The 17,222-nt window shown below is 64.1% G+C and carries 16 protein-coding genes and 1 pseudogene; 6 read left to right on the forward strand and 11 right to left on the reverse strand.

Annotated features, from left to right (window positions below):
* A pseudogene (locus EKH81_RS16005) lies at nucleotides 1-291 on the forward strand (hypothetical protein); the annotation flags it as partial.
* On the opposite strand, the gene EKH81_RS16010 reads toward EKH81_RS16005, so the two are convergent.
* The 3 genes from EKH81_RS16010 to EKH81_RS16020 all read right to left on the reverse strand — a co-directional run bounded on the left by EKH81_RS16010 (nucleotide 266) and on the right by EKH81_RS16020 (nucleotide 3,985).
* On the reverse strand, nucleotides 266-1,663 hold the full coding sequence (locus EKH81_RS16010) for a hypothetical protein (protein WP_132058733.1): 1,398 nt from the start codon (nucleotides 1,661-1,663) through the stop codon (nucleotides 266-268). The pseudogene EKH81_RS16005 and the gene EKH81_RS16010 overlap by 26 nt on opposite strands.
* Before the next feature lie 153 nt (nucleotides 1,664-1,816).
* Nucleotides 1,817-1,957, reverse strand: a complete 141-nt coding sequence (locus tag EKH81_RS16015) for a hypothetical protein (RefSeq protein WP_162224613.1) — start codon at nucleotides 1,955-1,957, stop codon at nucleotides 1,817-1,819.
* Nucleotides 1,958-2,053: 96 nt separating this feature from the next.
* Complete coding sequence (locus EKH81_RS16020; protein ID WP_238392177.1) at nucleotides 2,054-3,985, reverse strand: ABC transporter ATP-binding protein; 1,932 nt, start codon at nucleotides 3,983-3,985, stop codon at nucleotides 2,054-2,056.
* Between the two features lie 439 nt (nucleotides 3,986-4,424).
* Between EKH81_RS16020 and EKH81_RS16025 the strand changes: the two genes are divergently transcribed.
* The gene (locus tag EKH81_RS16025; RefSeq protein WP_132058732.1) at nucleotides 4,425-4,979 is read left to right on the forward strand and encodes an NAD(P)/FAD-dependent oxidoreductase; all 555 of its coding nucleotides are present in this window, start codon (nucleotides 4,425-4,427) and stop codon (nucleotides 4,977-4,979) included.
* Between the two features lie 100 nt (nucleotides 4,980-5,079).
* Here EKH81_RS16025 and EKH81_RS16030 read toward each other — a convergent pair whose 3' ends face one another.
* Both EKH81_RS16030 and EKH81_RS16035 read right to left on the reverse strand, forming a co-directional pair.
* Complete coding sequence (locus tag EKH81_RS16030; RefSeq protein ID WP_132058731.1) at nucleotides 5,080-6,420, reverse strand: hypothetical protein; 1,341 nt, start codon at nucleotides 6,418-6,420, stop codon at nucleotides 5,080-5,082.
* Complete coding sequence (locus tag EKH81_RS16035) at nucleotides 6,417-7,010, reverse strand: hypothetical protein (protein ID WP_202935131.1); 594 nt, start codon at nucleotides 7,008-7,010, stop codon at nucleotides 6,417-6,419. Before EKH81_RS16035 ends, EKH81_RS16030 begins: the two co-directional genes overlap by 4 nt.
* Before the next feature lie 420 nt (nucleotides 7,011-7,430).
* On the opposite strand from EKH81_RS16035, the gene EKH81_RS16040 reads away from it, so the two are divergent.
* Nucleotides 7,431-8,237 (forward strand): hypothetical protein, encoded by an 807-nt coding sequence (locus EKH81_RS16040; protein ID WP_132058729.1) that lies wholly within the window; start codon nucleotides 7,431-7,433, stop codon nucleotides 8,235-8,237.
* A gap of 226 nt (nucleotides 8,238-8,463) precedes the next feature.
* On the opposite strand, the gene EKH81_RS16045 is transcribed toward EKH81_RS16040, so the two are convergent.
* Complete coding sequence (locus EKH81_RS16045) at nucleotides 8,464-9,348, reverse strand: hypothetical protein (protein ID WP_132058728.1); 885 nt, start codon at nucleotides 9,346-9,348, stop codon at nucleotides 8,464-8,466.
* A gap of 287 nt (nucleotides 9,349-9,635) precedes the next feature.
* Between EKH81_RS16045 and EKH81_RS16050 the strand changes: the two genes are divergently transcribed.
* On the forward strand, nucleotides 9,636-10,088 hold the full coding sequence (locus EKH81_RS16050; RefSeq protein ID WP_132058727.1) for a hypothetical protein: 453 nt from the start codon (nucleotides 9,636-9,638) through the stop codon (nucleotides 10,086-10,088).
* Between the two features lie 242 nt (nucleotides 10,089-10,330).
* Here EKH81_RS16050 and EKH81_RS16055 read toward each other — a convergent pair whose 3' ends face one another.
* Nucleotides 10,331-11,608 carry a tyrosine-type recombinase/integrase gene (locus tag EKH81_RS16055; RefSeq protein ID WP_132058726.1) on the reverse strand — a complete coding sequence of 426 codons (1,278 nt, stop codon included), beginning with the start codon at nucleotides 11,606-11,608 and terminating at the stop codon, nucleotides 10,331-10,333.
* 337 nt (nucleotides 11,609-11,945) lie between these two features.
* Nucleotides 11,946-12,476 (reverse strand): DUF6789 family protein, encoded by a 531-nt coding sequence (locus tag EKH81_RS16060; protein WP_238392178.1) that lies wholly within the window; start codon nucleotides 12,474-12,476, stop codon nucleotides 11,946-11,948.
* A gap of 99 nt (nucleotides 12,477-12,575) precedes the next feature.
* Between EKH81_RS16060 and EKH81_RS16065 the strand changes: the two genes are divergently transcribed.
* Nucleotides 12,576-12,773, forward strand: a complete 198-nt coding sequence (locus EKH81_RS16065) for a hypothetical protein (protein ID WP_132058725.1) — start codon at nucleotides 12,576-12,578, stop codon at nucleotides 12,771-12,773.
* A gap of 28 nt (nucleotides 12,774-12,801) precedes the next feature.
* Here EKH81_RS16065 and ggt read toward each other — a convergent pair whose 3' ends face one another.
* Both ggt and EKH81_RS16075 read right to left on the reverse strand, forming a co-directional pair.
* A complete protein-coding gene (gene ggt / locus EKH81_RS16070) occupies nucleotides 12,802-14,469 on the reverse strand; it encodes a gamma-glutamyltransferase (protein ID WP_132058724.1) in 1,668 nt (555 codons plus the stop codon).
* 83 nt (nucleotides 14,470-14,552) lie between these two features.
* Complete coding sequence (locus EKH81_RS16075; protein ID WP_132058723.1) at nucleotides 14,553-15,248, reverse strand: DUF7509 family protein; 696 nt, start codon at nucleotides 15,246-15,248, stop codon at nucleotides 14,553-14,555.
* Between the two features lie 99 nt (nucleotides 15,249-15,347).
* Here EKH81_RS16075 and EKH81_RS16080 point away from each other — a divergent pair, with 99 nt between their 5' ends.
* Complete coding sequence (locus tag EKH81_RS16080; protein ID WP_132058722.1) at nucleotides 15,348-15,713, forward strand: ArsR/SmtB family transcription factor; 366 nt, start codon at nucleotides 15,348-15,350, stop codon at nucleotides 15,711-15,713.
* A 45-nt stretch (nucleotides 15,714-15,758) separates the two neighbouring features.
* On the opposite strand, the gene EKH81_RS16085 is transcribed toward EKH81_RS16080, so the two are convergent.
* Nucleotides 15,759-17,183, reverse strand: a complete 1,425-nt coding sequence (locus EKH81_RS16085; protein ID WP_132058721.1) for a dihydroorotase — start codon at nucleotides 17,181-17,183, stop codon at nucleotides 15,759-15,761.
* Nucleotides 17,184-17,222: the final 39 nt, after the last annotated feature.

Genomic DNA, 17,222 nt, shown 5'->3' on the forward strand with positions numbered 1-17,222 from the left:
CGTCGGGCGCTCGAAGCCGCGGATGCGTGGGCGCGCCTGCCCGACGCACTCGCGGGCGCGGTGCGCGCGGCGGGGTTCTCGCTCTCGGCACCGCCGGTCGCGGCCCCGCCCTACGTCGCGGTCACGAGTCGCGGGCCGGTCCTTCGCGCGACCGTTCCGGCGGGTCGGCTGGTCGTCCTCCTGTGTACGTTCGACGTCGAGCGCGGCGATTCGACTCGGTACGTTCGGGGAGCGACGACGCCCGATTCGGCGGTTCGCGCGACGTTCAAACCGCGACGGGACGCGAGATAATCCAGAGCGACAGCACGGTGTAGCCGACCATCAGTACGGTCAGCGGCGCGTGCGTCCGGCCGATTCGCGAGATTTCGAGTCGCTCGACGACGCCGTGGGCCGCGACCACCGCGACGACGTGGCCCGCAACGACGAGCAGGACTTGCACCGCCCAGAACACGGAGAGCGGGAGCCACGCGAGGGGCGCGATTTCCGGCCCGCCGACCAGTCCCACGAAGTCGCCGAGTCGCGTGAGGACGAACGCCGCGTTGTGCGCGAGTTCGTAGCCGACCGCGATGGGGAGAACCGTCGGCGCGATTGCGAGGGCCGTCGTCGCTCGCGATTCGGCGCGACGACCGCCCTCGCAATCGCTGGCAATCCGTCGGGTCAGGCGCGCGACGCCGACGAACGCCGCGAGGAAGCCGAGGTAGCCGAGCAGGTAGACGACCACGGAAATCGCGGGACCGACTCCGATGGCGTCCCTGACCGCGAAGACGAGCGTCTGGTACTCGGGGGTGCTGGCGAAGCCGTCGAAGCTGACGGTGTACACCGTCGCGACGACGAACGCCGCGAGCGCGCCGGACGCCACCGGGGTCCGGCAGGCGGCCCACGGCGCGCGAACCGAGAGTTCGAGACCGCGCTCGGTCCGGGTTGGCTCCACCGGCGCGACCCGGCCGAACAGTCGATAGAGGACCGCGAGGAAGTCGGCGCGACGGAGCCACTCCGGGCCGAAAACAACGGCTCCGAGGACCATCGCGGTCGCGTAGCCCGCGAGCAGAACCGCGGTCGTCGCGGGGCGACTCGGGACCACGGTCAGATTTTCGAGGACGCCCACGACCACGAGGAAGCCCGCGAGCGCGGGCCAGTCGCCGAGTCGGTCGGGGTAGGACGCGAGCCCGACCCGCCCGCCCTCCAGTCTGGTCAGGCCGTCGTAGAGGGTTCGCCACGGCGAGAGATGGGGCCACGGGTCGCCGACGAGCGCGGCCACGACCGCGAGGCCCTTCAGCCAGAGCGCCCACACGAACACGGTCGCGACGTTCTCGGCGGGCGTCTGCGTTCCGAACAGGCCGACGAACAGCGCGCCGACGAACGCGAGCAGGAAGCCGACGCGCGCCACTGTCCGAATCGCGTCGGCGACCCAGTGAGATACGACGACCGAGCGGGCCGAACCGACCGACTGGGTCGCGCCGACTGACCGACCGGACATCGAGAGGAGGACGGCGGTGAGCGCCACCGTCGTTCCCGCCCCCGCGTACAGCAGACCGAGCGGAATCGGCGCTTCGAACCGCGTCGTCACGGTGTGGGCGCTGGCGACACCCGAAAGCCCAAGGAGCGCGACGACCGCGAGGGTCGCGGCGAACGAGCGACCGGCGAGTCTGCGAGACGACGCCATGTTCGACTCTCGCCGCCCGGCGGCAAAAGGCGCGTCGGTGTCGGTCCGCGAGTGCGCCCGCACCGCGGGCGCACTCGCGGGCGGAGGCCAGCCACCCGTGAATCCGCCCTCGAAAAACACCGGAAACGCCGGTGTCGGCTTCGGACCCGCGGCTCAGTTGAGCCGCGGGTCCGGAGCCGCTATCTCGGTGCCACACCGGGGACAGACGTACCTCGACCCGCCCTCGACCGCGAACTTCCGGGTCGGGCCGACGTACCAGCAGTTCGGACACCGGCGGACGGGAAGTTTGAGCATCCGGTCGCTCAGACACCGCGCGCCATGAAAGGCCTTCCCCCGAAAGACACCGGAAACGGTGGTGTCGGTCGCTGTGCGCTCGGTGCACTTCTTCGCTCACGGCGCGAACTCGAACTCGCCGTCCTCGCCCGCCGGTTCGGACTCGACCGTCGCGCCCCTGTCGGCGACTCGCGCGAGGAACTCCGGCGGGAGGTCGTCCACGTCGCCGACGTGGACCCGCCAGAGGTTCGCGTACAGGCCCTCGCGCGCGAGGAGTTGGTCGTGGGTGCCCCGCTCGGCGACCCGTCCCTCGTCGAGGACCACGATTTGGTCGGCGTCACGAACCGTCGAGAGTCGGTGGGCGATGGCGAACGTGGTCCGGTCGGCCGCGAGCGCGCCGAGGCTCCGCTGGATGAGCGCCTCGGTTTCGGCATCGACGTGGCTCGTCGCCTCGTCGAACACGAGGATGTCGGGGTCCTTGAGAACCGCCCGCGCGATGGCAATGCGCTGGCGCTGGCCGCCCGAGAGTTTGACGCCGCGCTCGCCGACCTCGGTGTCGTAGCCCTCCGGGAGATTCTGGACGAACTCGTGGGCTTCGGCGGCTTTCGCGGCCGCTTCGATTTCCCCGCTGTCGGCATTGAAGCTCCCGTAGGCGATGTTCTCGGCGACGGTGCCGTCGAACAGGAACGGCTCTTGGCTCACGTACCCTACGGTGCGACGGAGGCTCTGCGCGCTCACGTCCCGAACGTCGGTGCCGTCGATGCGAATCGCGCCCTCGTCGGGGTCGTAGAGCCTGAGCAGGAGCTTGAGGAGGGTGGACTTCCCTGCACCGGTCGGGCCGACGACGCCCACCGTCGAACCGCCCGGTACGTCGATGTCCACGTCCGAGATGGTCGGTTCGTCGGCGTCGGCGTCGTCGTAGCCGAAGGTCACGCCGTCGAACTCGACGGCCCCCTCGGTCACGGTGAGGTCGGGCGCGTCGTCGCGCTCTGAGAGGACGGTCTCCTCGTTCAGCAGGTCGTAGACGCGGGCGCTCGACGCTTCGGCGCGCTGGTAGCCGTTGATAATCTGGCCGAACTGGGCGATGGGCCAGATGAACTGCTGGGTGTAGATGACGAAGGTGACGAACTCGCCGGGCGTGAGCGACCCAGAGAGGAACAGCGGCGGGCCGACCAGCACCCAGTACCCCCCGACCGCGAAGGTGAGCGCGAACCCCAGTCCCGAGACGACAGAGAGCGTCGGGAAGAACGTGATTCGGGTGCGAATCGCGTCCCAGTTGGCGTCGAAGTACTCCCGGGAGGCGTCGGCGAATCGCTCGGCCTCGAACCGCTCGGTGCTCTCGGTCAGGATGGTCTCCATCCCGCCGAGGTTGTTTTCGAGGCGGGTGTTGAGCGCGCCGACGCTGGCGCGCATTCTGGCGTACTTCGGCTGGACGATGCCGACGAACCGATAGGTGAACAGCGCCAGCACCGGCACCGGGACGAGCGCGATGAGCGCCAACTGGGGGTTCAGCGCGACCATAATCGCGCCGATGCCCGCCACGACGACGAGGATGCGGAGCGCCGCGCTCACGCCGTCGTTCAAAAAGGATTCGAGCTGATTCACGTCGTTGCTCAGTACGCTCATGAGTTCGCCGGTCCGGCGCTCCTCGAAGAAGGCCATGTCGAGCGACTGGACTCGGTCGTAGGCCGCGGTTCGGAGCGCGTGCTGGACGTTCTGCGCGAAGGCGTTCCACCCCCAACTCTGGAGCCACGAGACGGCTCCGCCGAGAACCGTCGCGCCGACCAGAATCCCTATCGAGAAGAGGAGTTGGTCGGTCGTCCCGGTCGGAATCCACTCGCCGGGCACGAGCGGGAGCCGGTACGGTCCCGCGCCGAGAAACACCGCGTCTATCGTCACCCCGACCACGAGCGCCGGAAGCAGTCCGAGCAGCCGAGAGACGATAGTTCCCACGACTCCGACGGCCCCGTATCGGGCGTTCGGGCGTCCGAATTCGGTGTAGAGACGCCACATCGGGCGGTCGGCGGGCGAGTCGTCGGTTGCGTCCATCGGTGGTGGTAAGCGGTCAGTCGTTATGTGTCGTTCGTCGGGAACGCTACCCGAATCGCCCGGTGAATCGTCTGCCGAGAAACGGCCGGTGACACAACCCACCGAAAATAGACAGTGACGCAAACCACCGCGAACCGCCCGACAACACAGTTCACCGGAACGCGCTCGGTGTATCATTCTCGGGGGTGGGAATGAAAGGGGCCGCCCGGTCGCGCTTGCCTTGGTCGTCTCTGCGGGCCAGTATTTCCGTGCGGGTGTTGCTGAGAGCGCGGAAATATCCCGCAGAGCGACCGCGACCGGGCGGGGGCTTTCGAAGTCCGATTTACTGAGTTTATGCGATTTCTAACGTAAGTGAACAGCAAGTCGTCTCGCCATCCCCAAACCGGCAGAACCGAGCGCGGACCCAGTACTTACGTCGCTCGCGGACCACTTCCGAGGTATGCCCACAGTAGCAATCGTCGGCGGCGGCCCCGCTGGACTCAGTACCGCCCTGTTCACCGCGAAGAACGACCTCGATACGGTCGTGTTCGACACCGACGAGACGTGGATGCACAAGGCGAGACTGTACAATTACCTCGGCATCGACGAAATCGACGGAAGCGAGTTCGTCGAGAAGGCCCGCTCGCAGGTCGAGCGCTTCGACGGCGACCTTCGGGTCGGCGAGGAGGTCACGGGCGTCGAGCAAGACGGCGACGGTTTCGCGCTCACCACGGACGACGGCGAGTACGACGCCGAGTACGTGGTGTTCGCCACCGGGACCGACACCGACCTCGCCGAATCGCTCGACTGCGCCACGACCGACGAGGGTCTCGTGGACGTGAATCTCCAGATGCAGACGAGCGTCGAGAACGCCTACGCCGTCGGGTCGATGATTCGCAATCAGACCTGGGAGGCCATCATCTCGGCGGGCGACGGCGGTGCGGCCGCGCTCGACATCCTGAGCACCGAAGCGGGCGAACCGGTCCACGACTTCGACACGCCCGACAGCGAGTAGGCAGTCCTCCTTACGCCCCGTATCTTCCGCGCTCCGATTCTCACACCTCCGATTCCCTCTGTCCCGCCGTTCACACATCACGAACGGATTCGACCGAATCTCAGACGGTCGTTCGAATCAGGTCGCCGACCTCCGCCGTAGTCGGCGGCGTGGCCCGAGCTATCGAGTCCACGAGAACGTACTGACCGAGTTCGCGAGTGAGCCACTCGACCGAGATGTCGTCGTCTGTGTCGTGGCGTTCGAGTCGGTCGTCGGCGTACTCGATACCGGCCGCGGCGTCCGCGAGAATGTGTCGGCCGAGGTTCGGATTCGACCCCGACTCGACCGCCGCTTCGACCGACTGAATCGCGCCGTTCCGAAGGTCTCGAACGTCGCCCGCGCTCTCGACGGTCACGTAGTCGCCGTCCTCGGCGCGCTCGCGGAGCGATTCGAACGCCCGAATGCGGACCAGCGTCTCGTGGACGGAGCGGACGGCACTCGCGTACTGACCCGTCTCGCGCTCTCCTTCGACTCCGTGGGCGTAGTCGATGGGGTGGAGGAGGTCGCTCAGCGCCGAAGCGACCGGCGTGTCCTCGATGTCGCGGTCCACGAGCGACGACGCGCCTCCGGAGTGGTCGTGAGGGACGGCCTCGCGCCGGTCGTCGAGTAGTCCCGAGAGCGACTTCACGGCGGTTTCAAGCCCGTTTCGAACGTCTCGCGTCTCGTCGAGCGACGACTCGTATCGGTCGAAGAGGTATCCGGCGTCGTCGAGCGCGGCGCGCGCGTGTTCGACTTGCCCCGCGAACTCACCAATCGTCACCGGGTTCTCGGGTTCGTTGTCGCTCCGTCTGACACCGCTTTGGACCTGTCGAACTGCGGACGCCACCAATTCCTCGATTCGCGCGTGGGCTACCACCGCGCGAATCGAGTCGTCGCCGACGTAGCGCCACCGGCCGCGGAACGTCTCGACGCCGTTTCGGACCTCGGACGCAATCTCTCGCACGTCCCCGCTCGTGAGGCCGCTGTCGATGGTCTTCCACCCCGCCGCGACCGCTCGGGCGGACTCGCGCGCCCCTCGAATCTCGGCCGCCGATTCGACGCCTGTCTCCGCACGTTCCGCCCGTTCGAGGTGTTCGTTCGCTTGCTCGTGCATGGACGTGAGTTCCGCCCGAATCGCACCGTTTGGAATCTCGTCGGCGTCGAACGGCGCGGGAACCGATTCGAGGTCGTCCCGAGCGCGGGCCGCCGTCGCGTCGAGGTGCGACTGCTCGATGCGAACCGGGAACCGCTCGGACACGGTCGGAACGTCGCCCGAAATCGCATCGCGAAGGTCGTCACCGTCGATTTCCGGCGGGTCGTCCTCGAAGAAGTCGCTTCCGAAGCCGCCACATCCGGCGAGGGTCGCGCTCCCCGCGAGCGCCAAAAAGCCGCGCCGGGTGGCGGCCGACCTGTCACGCGTCATCGACCGTCCTCCGTGGTTTCGGTGGTGTTTGCGGTCCCGCTGGTCTCTGCCGTCTCGGTCGTGCTGGTCGCGGATTTCGGGCCGAGGTCGGGCGCTTCGGTCGTGGCCCTCTCCTCGCGGGGGCGCTCGCGCCGACAGCCGCTGCTGCTCCACCCCGACCCGTGGCTGTTGACGTGCTCGGGGTCGATTCGTTCGGGAATGCGAATGAGGGTCGAAACCGACACTCTGGCGTCCGCGTCGCACGACACGTCGGCATCGCGGTATCCGCCACCGTACTGTGTGTCGATATCGGTGTCGGACCACGTCACCGAACAGAGTTCGAGGGTCTGACACTCGCCGACCGGGCGAGTTTCGACGTAGAGCGTCTCGGCGTCGAAGTCGGTGTTCGCCACGAACTTGCGGGCTTCGTCCGCACCATCGACGTCGCCGAACCACACGCGGGCGGCTTCGCCCTCCGTCGCGACGAATCCGCTCCGGCGTCCGCTCTCCGGGCGCGTTTCGGGCGGTGATTCGGCCGTCGTCTCGTCGTTCGAGTCGTCTTCGTCGGTGGGAAGTACGACGGGTGATTCCTCGCCGGAGTCTCGGAGCATACGGTGGTCGGGAACCGGTCCGTCGTTCGGTCGATTCGAATTCGTCGCCGTTGCCGACGATGAAGACGACTGCTCTATCGACTCTCCGCACCCTGCCATCGCCGTCAGGAGGCCGACGGTGCCGTGGAGGAGGCGTCTGCGAGTGGTAGGGACCATGTTATTTGTCGTTCGGTGACAGAATATGAAGCTCCCGAATTCGACCGGTTTCGTGGTTACCGACATAGCGAATTATTTGAATTATTTCAAATATATGTAAATTTAGACATCGAAATTAAATATTGACTATTCGCATACATAAATTTATAATGGTGTAGTATTTCTATTTTCATTGCAATGGAAGATAAAAATAATATTACGCGACGGAAAACCCTCTCGGCTACTGCCGGAATCGGCAGTGCGTTAGTCGGAGTTCCGGCCGTCGTGGCAGGCGACCCGAGCGGAAACGAAAATTCGGACGACCCGTCGGTAGCAGAACTCAAGGAATCGCTCCGAGAGTCCGAACACATAGTCGCGGAACCGGAGGCGTACCATCGGTTTACCGAAGAGTCGGTCTCCTTCGACTCTCTCAGTGCTTCCGACCTTCCCGACGACCCCGAAATCTACTTCGGGGAGTACAAGAATGCGGAAGCACCGTCGGGTAAGTACGTCGAAGTTGGAAGTCCGACCGAACTGCAACAGCGCGACGTTCCCCTAGCCCTGCAGGGAGAAGCTGAGAGTCGTGTTGTTGGAGAGAACAACGTCGTAGAACCGGAGGTTAGCGACTTCTTCTACGTGGAAGGAGACGTCGGCTCGGCGACCCTCGAAGCCCACGGTCACGGTATCACCGTCGATGTGGCCGTCGGTGCCGGTCTCACAATCGACCTGATAACTTCGGACCTTCAGGTCGGTGCTACCCTCTCGATGGACATCACGTTCACCGTCAACGGGGTCAGCTTCACCGTGAGTCCCGTAAGCTTTGGCGTGTCCGCAGGACCGAGCGACAGAGATGGATACTGCATCGGTCCGATAGGTATCGATTGGGGGTACCTGCCCGGCGGAGAAGTCGAACTGTGCGGGTCCTTCCAAATCAACTCACATCCCAACGGCGAAATCAGCCTCGTCTTCTCGGTCGGCGGGCTCGATGTCTGTGCGGACCCGTGTCCGGGAATCAACTGTCCCGTTTGTGCGTCGGTGGTGGCGAGTTCGATCAGCTTCGAGACTCCCAGCTTCGACCCGAACCCCTTCTAGCGTTCGTCGGACGACCGGGAACCTTCTAGTCGTCCAAACGCTTTCCAGAATTTTTCGGACGATGCGAACGCATCAGTGTTGTCACCTACGATTCTGGGACTCCGGTGTGGTTTAGACTACTGTTTTCTGACCGCGCATCGGCTCTGTCGCGGTCTCGCGTACGACTGCGTTCCACGGGCAGTGAGTGCTCTGCCCGGGCCGATGCGAAGCGTGCAAATTACCGGATTCACCCGGACGTGGAGAACGCGAGTATCAAGAAGACGACGAGGAGGGCGGCAAAGGTAGCGACGTACCCGAGAGCCACGCGTCCCGATAGTTCAATCGTCTCGGATGGCTCCGACGGCGTAAACCATGCGGCGTATCCCCCGGGGTCCGGCATCTGTTCTGCACGGTATCGACCCCACTCCAGACCGAGTTTCACCGCGAGGAACGAACCGGCCCACAGCACGTCGAATCCCCACGTGGGAAGTATCGACCCTGTGAGCACACTGACCGAGAGCGAGTAAAACAGTACCAGAGGAAGAGACAACACGTACACGAGGATGAACCGAACCGGTAGTTCGAGGGTCATGTACGCCGACAGTTCTTCGTATCGCTTACTTCGAATGTAACGACGGTGAATAGTGACTACGTGGGTGCCGAGTATGCCCAGTCCGACCCCGAAGACGACCGGCGATGTGAACGCCGAGAAGGCCGATAGAAATTCGGCGATGTCTCCGGCCCCGCCGCGTATCCCCAAATCCGGGTCGCCCGCCAGTCCGCTCGCTCCGAACACCACGACGACGAACGTCACGAAGAGCACCGTTGGAAGTACAACTCTCAGATTTCGGGTGTAAATCGGCGGGAGAGACCGAGCGATAGACCGAGGCGCTTCGCTCCAGTATCCGTCCCCAATTGTCCCCGGAAGAAGCGTGGACTCGCGCTCCTCGACGGTGCTCTCCGACTGTGCGAACATCGCGTAGCCGCTGTAGACGAGCAACAACGCCACTACATCGAACCAGTAGAGTAGTCCGAGCGTCATAAACTCCAAGTCGAACAGAAAATACCCTACTAGTGGTAGTAGATTGGCAATTCCTATCAGTCCGAAATCGAGGATGTCACTTTTGTCCATCTCTCTGGCTAGTATTTATATGCCTATGTACGGCGGATAATAGTATCGGTTGAGAACCCCCAGCCGATTGCTGCACTATATCTGTCTCGTATGGTCTGGCACTCTTCAGATGGTCTGCAGGACGAGGTGGTCGAACGATGGCGCAAACGCATTCATGTTAAAATGGGTACGACCGTCTGACGACCTCGTCCGCGTCCTCGAATAGACTCGTATCGACCGACTTCGAGGGGAAAACGGACGTTTCACTTTACCCAAAACACTTGTACATCAGTTACTAACCCAACCATATGAGGCGGCGCGAGGTTTTCGCCGGTATCGGGGCCGTCGCTCTCACCGCTGGCTGCCTCGGCGACACGACCGGAGCACCGGAAACGACCGACGAGGGGGACCGAGAGACGGCCCGGAAGGGGGCCGACGAGGATGCGGCGGACAGCGAGTCCGCCGAGGGCAAACTGAAGGAGATGCCCGCAGATATGGACGAGATAGAGTACCGAGAGAGATACTTCGCGCGGACCCACGAGACGCCGACATGGGCTGAATCTCAGGAACGACCTTTCGGGAACCTAGAGCTGTACGATTCAGCCGATTGGGCTCGCGAGGCCCTCCCGTTCGAGGCGGTCGCGGATGGGCGGGAAGACGAACTCCGCGAGTTCGTCGACGGGACCGACTTCGGCCGCTCACGGCTCCTCTATGTGGTCGCGGTCGGACTGGGGACAAGCGACCTCGTGACGGGAGTCTAATAGCTCGGCGTTCACGACGACAGAATCGTCGGTACCGCAACGATACGAAACGGCGAGGAGGGCGATTCGATGGATATGTACGCGTCCACGCTCGTGCGCGCCACATTTGACGAGGACGCCCATCTCCCCGACCGAGCGGTGCTATCAGTCGCTTCGTACAACGCTAGAACGGGTGTTGTCGAAGCGACAACAGACGGGAGCAACTAGCGACGCGGAGAAAATATGATATAGCGTTTTTCAGTTTATTTGCGGCCCTCGAACGCCGCTCGAAGCTCCTCCTGCATGAACTCCCGGCGGACCTTCCGCGCGCGCTCGTCCGAGAGATAGTTCGACATGACCACGCGCGGGTCGTCGCTCCCCTGCTCGGCAGCGATGTCTTCCAGTCCCTCCAGCACCGCTTCCAGGACCGAGGTGTACGTGTCGTACCAGAATCGGCGACAGAGCTGCGGACTCGGGCGCTCGCCGTCGATTTCCTCAGGGAGTCCCGCACGGTCCGCGAGGTCGCGGAACCACGCCCAGACGCGCTCGCGGGTCACGTGCGGGTCCGCGCCCTGCCGCGACGGAAAGAGGTGACCCGACCAGGTCTCGCGGTCGGCGAGTTCGTCGAGTCGGGCGTCGAGCGCGTCCAATCCGTAGACGACGTTGACCTCGCCCGGCCCGTTCTTTCGCTCCTCGAACGCGACGTACGGCACCTCGTCGTCGGCCACGTCGCGGACGATTTGGGAGACGTGAAGCCGTGCGACTTCGTTCGCGCGCAGGCCCCACGCCGCGAGCGCGACGACCAGCAGGCGTTCGCGGGGCGAGTCGGCCGTGCCGACGAGCGCCCGGACGTGCCCGGCCGCGAGCGGCGACGGGTCAGAGTTCTCGGCTTGCCACCGGAATTCGTCGTACAGTCCCGTCGCGGGGTTGACTGCGGCGAGGCGGCGGCCGACGAGGTGCTGGTACCAGTCGTCCACTACCCCTCGAACGCGCGCTTTGGTCCGCGCGCTGTACGAGCGACCGTCGAGCCAGTCGAACGCGGCGTAACACGCGCTGACTGCCTCGTGGGTTGGAGTCTCGCTGCCGATGGCGACCGGCGAGAGCAGGTCGTCTGCGTCGTTCGCCGCGCGATACGCCCGGACGTAAAGATTCAGGCGACGGCGCTTGGTTTCGATTGACGACTCGCGGAGCGAGTGTCGGGTACGCCGCCGGTCGAGGAACGTTTCGAGCGCGTCCCGCGTGTCGGCGTGGTCGGTCGCCCAATCGTACCCCTCATCGCCGCCGAGACCGAGGTCCTCGCGCCAGAAGTCGCCGAACGACCGGCCGTGGTGTCGTCGCAGGGCGGCGAGAAACCCCCTGAGTCCGCGGTCGCGAAACCACTGGTGGGTCGGTCTGTGAGTTTCGGGGTCGTATCCCTCGACTTCGAGGCGAGGTGCGACGGTCCCCCAGTAGAGGCTCTGGAAATCCGCGAGCGAGAGCGTCGTCCAGCGAACGTCGCCGAAGGGCCCCGAGTCGGTCGTTTCGGTGGGTTTCTCGGTCACGGCGGCCCTCCCGAGCGTGTTTCGATTTCGAGTCGCGTCCGTCGCGGGAGTCCGCTCGATTCCCGACGTTGGAATTTTAAGGCGGCCATACGCGGGCGTTTCGGCAGATATATCTTATTAGTTATGGTTTCGTGGGGATAACGGGCGGCAAGGGCCTGTTAGACCCACGGATTTCGTCGGCTAAATCGGCGTGGCCGGTATAAATCCTTTACCGCTATACGAAATCCGGGGTCGCATGTGGCCGGAGAGACCTGAACGAACAGCGTCCAGAGTCCTTGGCAAGGCCATTCATATCAATTCGGTACTCAAATTGCGGCTCAATCGGAGAGCGCGGCGCTCAGACCAGCGTATCCGGACGGTCCCCGAGGTAGTCGAACACCGCGCCGAGCGTGAATCCGTACGAGAAGTGCGCGCCGAGGGTCAACACGAGGTAGAGGACAAGCGCGAGTCCGGTGTACCCCTCGTAGAAGGCGGGCGCGAACCCGGTCCAGAGGACGAACCCGTAGGGAAGCCCCTTCGTCGCGTACTTCTCGCCGGGCAGGTACGACCCGATTGACGCGAACAGGAGCGGCCACATCACCATGCCGGTCAGCAGGAACAGCACGTAACCGACCGCGGCCGGGTTCGGCGCGAACAGCGCGTCGAGACCCGTGAGTTCGGCGAGCGTGGCGAACGACCCGAGTTCGAACGCGTCGAGCGACCTAGCGATGAGCAGTCCCACGGTCAGCGCAGCGGTGCCGACGAGACCACCGACTGCGCCGATGAGTCCGTCGGTGACGATGCCGCTCAGGTGGTCGAAGTCCGGTTCCCCGGTTTCGGAAGTCTCGTCGCTCACGGATACCCCCATATCGCGTTCCTCCCCATCCATGTGATTTACCACCACGCGAGAGTGCAAAAGTGTTCTCCGAGCGCGGGTCCCAATCTTCGCGCCGCAACCGCAAAGTCGGTCTCGCCCGTTCGTCGAGACATGGCTCGACAGACTCAGGCCGACGCCGGGCGGTCGCTGGTCGAACGCGTGACGCTCCTCGCACTGACGTTCGCGGTCGGCTACGTCCTCGGCTCCCGAACCGGAAGAGACGCTGACGCGTGGGAAGACGCCGACCGCGAGCCGACTCGAATCACCATCGACGACGCCGAGGAATCGACCGAAGAGACCGAGGAGTAATTCGGAGGAGCCGTCAGTAGCGTCCGGGCTAGAAGCCGTGCGCGGTGCCGTCCTTCCGGGGTTCGGTCGCGCCCGAGAGCACGTCGTCGTCGCCCGATTCGAGGCGGGTAATCTGTGCGCCGCCGAACGAGACCGGCGGGAGGACGCGCACGTCGTGGCCCATGCGCGCGAGTTTCGACTGGACGTTGCCGTCCATCCGGCCCTCGACCGCGAGCGACCCGTCCTCGCGGTAGCGCCACCGCGGTTGGTCGAGTGCGGCCTGAAGGGGCATGTCGTAGTCCACGATGTTCGAGATGACCTGCACGTGGCCTTGCGGTTGCATGTAGCCGCCCATCACGCCGAACGCGGCCCAGTCGTCGTCGCCGAAGTTGGCGACGGCGGGAATCAGCGTGTGGAACGGGCGCTTGCCGGGTTCGAGGTGGTTCGGGTGGTCGGGGTCGAGCGAGAACGACGACCCCCGGTTCTGGAGCGCGATGCCGGTGTCGCCAGCGACGAGACCCGACCCGAAACCGGCGAACCGGGAGTTGATGTACGAGACGACGTTGCCCTCGTCGTCGGCGACGGTCAGCAGCACCGTGTCCGCGTCCTCGGCGTTCGACCCCGGCACGCCGAACGAAACGTCGCTAGCGGTGTCGCCGATGTCAGCGGCGCGCTCGGCCGCGTACGATTTGGATTCGAGCGGTGGAATCTCCTCGTACTCGGGGTCGGTGATGTAGCGGTGGCCGTCGTGGAACGCGCGCTTGGTGGCCTCCGCGAAGTAGTGGACGCGCTCGGGCGAACCGACGGGGTGGTCGCCCGCGCCGATTTCCTCCGCGATGTTGAGCGCCTCCAAGGCGATGAGACCCTGATTGTTCGGCGGGAGTTCGTAGATTTCCGCGCCGTTGTAGGTGGTCGAGACGGGGTCCAAAAATTCGGGTTCGAAGTCAGCGAGGTCAGAGACGGTCATGAAGCCGCCGTGTTTCTGGACCTCCGCCGCGATTTGCTCGGCGATGTCGCCCTCGTACACCACGTCAGCCCCTTCGTCTGCGATTTTCTGCATCGATTCGCCGAGGCGGGGGAGTCGTGCGACTTCGCCGACCTTCGGCGCGCGACCGTCCATCAGGTACGCTTCGCGGGCGTTCTCGTCGGTGAAGAGGTCCTCCGCGCCCGACCAGTAGGAGGCGATGACCTCCGAAACGGGGTAGCCCTCGGTGGCGTACTCGATGGCCGGGCCGAGCGCGTCGGCGAGCGAGAGACGGCCGAGTTCTTCGATTGTCGTCTCCCACCCGCGGGCCGTACCGGGAATCGTGACCGCGTGGGGACCGTAGAACGGCATCCCGGCGTCTTCGGTGTCGTCCACCGCGTATCCGCCGTCGTCGGGGTAGTACTCCGAGAGGTCGTCTTTCTTTCGCAGGGCTTCGCGGACGTTCTCGATGGTCGCGTCGGCGGGCGCGCCCCCGCACGACCGCATCGCGCCGACCTCGCCGTCGGCGGTCCGGTAGAGCGCGAACACGTCGCCGCCGAGACCCGTGCTCGTGGGTTCGACTACGTTGAGCGCCGCGGCGGTCGCCACCGCAGCGTCGAAGGCGTTGCCGCCCTCCCGCAACATCTGGACGCCCGCCTCGGCGGCGAGCGGTTGGCTCGTGGCAACGAGACCGTTCGGGGCGTACGTCGTAGAGCGTCGAGACGTGAATCTGTCGAGGTCGGGGTCGGGCATGGGTAGGAGTAGCGTGGCAGGGGTCAAAAACGGCCGGGAAGGGGCAGTGTGGGCCAGAAAACGCTGAGAATTGATGGTTTGGACTACGGAGTGTCCGACATCGGAACGACGTAGGACTCGATGAAGTCCACTATTTTGTCGATTAGGTCTTCTCTGTCGGTGAAGTATTTGAATCGAAGGTCGTACGCGTCGTCCATCTCGTCGATTGACGCGCTACTAAATTTCGGGTCGTACGTGTTCGTTCCGTTCGTACTTTTTTCGGCCTCTGCGAGGATGGCAAACGTTCTCGGGTCCCGTTCTCTATCGTCACGGGAGCGTAGCTGAAAATGTTCCGGGATTGCACCGGCTTCGGCTCCTGTACCCGTCGTGAGACCCGCTTTCGTGAAAATAAACGCGTTTCCATCGCTCGCTTCTGCAAATGCGACTGACTGGTCGATGACAGCCATTCCCAGTTCGTCCAAGTCGTTACGCACTACCTCTTGCTTGGTGGGAATCTGGACATCGCTTGCGATGAACGCCGTCGTGGCCGTTTCCTCGGAGACACGTCTGGAAATTGTGCGCAGAGTGGCTTCGATTTTGTCCGGGGCTACTTCGTCAGCGGTCGGGGCAAGGGGGTCGCTTGGTAGTGGATACCCCCGATCTGGGTAGAGGTACGAAGGGTCGAGGAGCCGATACGGCCCCATGAGGAATACGAATATGTCTGTCGGGTCCGCGTCAGGAATGGAGTCCGCGATGATGTTCGTCACATCTGTTTCCTCGTATTCCGTTAGTTCGTTCATCTCGTCTTCGAGGTGTAATCACTACTAATTAAAACGAATGATTCGGTAGGTGTCTTAACGAGCATTAAGAATAAGTGGATGTGGACGCTATCGTCTCGTATGAGCGAACGTGAGGTCACGAAAGACGACTGCTCCGAAGGGCGGGCCCGAGTCGAATCGGAACTCCTCGGCGGGGTTTTAGACCTCGACCGCGAAGCGAACCGCCTCGCCGTGATGGGCGAACCGACTCGATTCGTCGTCCTGTATCTGCTCGCCAAAGATGGACAGGTCCGGAGCGGAGAGTTGGCTGACCAACTCGACCGACGACAGAACGACCTCTACCACCACCTCAACACGCTGGAGGACGCAGGACTCGTCGGAAAGTTCCGCGACGGTTCCAGTCGAGTGTACGAACTCTCACCGCTCGCCGAACAGTTCGTCCCCTCGGTCTTCGATTCGATAGGCGACCGCGCAGAAACCGTGTGAACAGCGAACTGAACCGCAGTTTTCGGATTCCGGTACTGTGGTGACTCAGCCCTGCACCACACCCTCCGGCCCGCGCGCCAGATACTCCCGACCGCCCTTCTCGACCTGCAACTCTCCGTCCTCGACCACGACTTCGCCACCGACAATCGTGTGCGTCGGAAGCCCGGTGAGTTCATCGCCGTGGAACGTCGAGTAGCGCGGTTCCATGGTGTGGTAGAAGTCGTCGTCCACGACCGCCGATTTTTCGAGGTCCACGACGACCATGTCGGCGTCCGAGCCTTCGACCAAGGCCCCTTTCCGGGGATAGAGACCCCACCGTTTGGCGTTGTTCTCGCAGGCGACTTCCACGAGGCGCTCCATCGAGATGCGGTTCTGGTTCACGCCCTCGCTCATCATCACCGGGAGGAAGTACTCGATGCCGTTGTTGTCCCCCGGAATCGCGTCCCACACGTCGCCGTACTTGCCGCCCTCCTTCTCCTTGAACTCGATTTTGTGCGGGCAGTGGTCGGTGCCGAGGTACTCGACCGTGCCGTTTCGAAGCCCTTCCCAGAGGCGTTTCTTGCTCGCCTCGCCCCGGAGCGGCGGCGAGATTTTGCCCCAGATGCCGAGGTCCTCGTCCTTGGTGTGTGCGAGGAACGCGGGCAGGGTCTCGGCGTGGAGGTTCACGCCCTGCTCCTGAAATCGCTCGCAGATGTCCACGCCCTCGCCCGTGGACATGTGGACGATGTAGGCGCGCGAATCGGTGTACTCGGTCAGCCTGCCGATTTGCTCTATTTGCATCGCCTCGCAGATGTTGGGCGCGGCTTCCGACCACGCTTCGAGGTCGTTGCGACCCTCGTCCTGCAACTCCCGCCTGCGCTCGATGGCGAGGTCCTCGTTCTCGGCGTGAAACATCACCACGCCGTCGTTGATGTCCGAGACTTTGTCGAGGACTTTGTACACTCGTCCGGCGTCGGAGTGGTCGATGCCGAGTTCGGGGGAAGCGTGCTTGTACCAGTTGAAGAAGACTTTGAACGACCGGACGCCCTCATCCGCAAGTCCCTCTATCTCCTCGACGTGGTGGTCCTGATGGACGATGGCGTGGTACGCGAAGTCAATGTAGGAGTTCTCCGCGCCCACCTCCCGGAAGAAGTCCATGTCGGGCAGGTAGGGGTCTGGCTGGAGCAGGAAGTTCACCACGGTCGTCACGCCGCCGTGGACCGCGCCGCGAGTCTCGGTCTCGAAGTCGTGGGCGAGGCCCTCGTGGTAGTCGTACTCGTAGCGTGACAGCCCCCAGTGGACGTGCGGGTCGATGAATCCCGGAATCAGATAGTTGCCCTCTGCGTCGATGGTCCGGTCGGCGTCGGGGAGGTTTCGGTCGGAATCGACCGCGACGATTTCGCCGTCCGCGGCCGCGACCCCGCCCATTCTCGTTCCGCTCGGGGTGACGACGCGCGCGTTGACCACTCGGAGTTCTGCTTGCTCGTCCATAACACACCACACAGAGCAGTGGGACTTAGAAGTATCCCC

The sequence above is a fragment of the Halorussus amylolyticus genome, assembly GCF_004143485.2.
In the GTDB taxonomy this organism is placed as follows: domain Archaea; phylum Halobacteriota; class Halobacteria; order Halobacteriales; family Haladaptataceae; genus Halorussus; species Halorussus amylolyticus.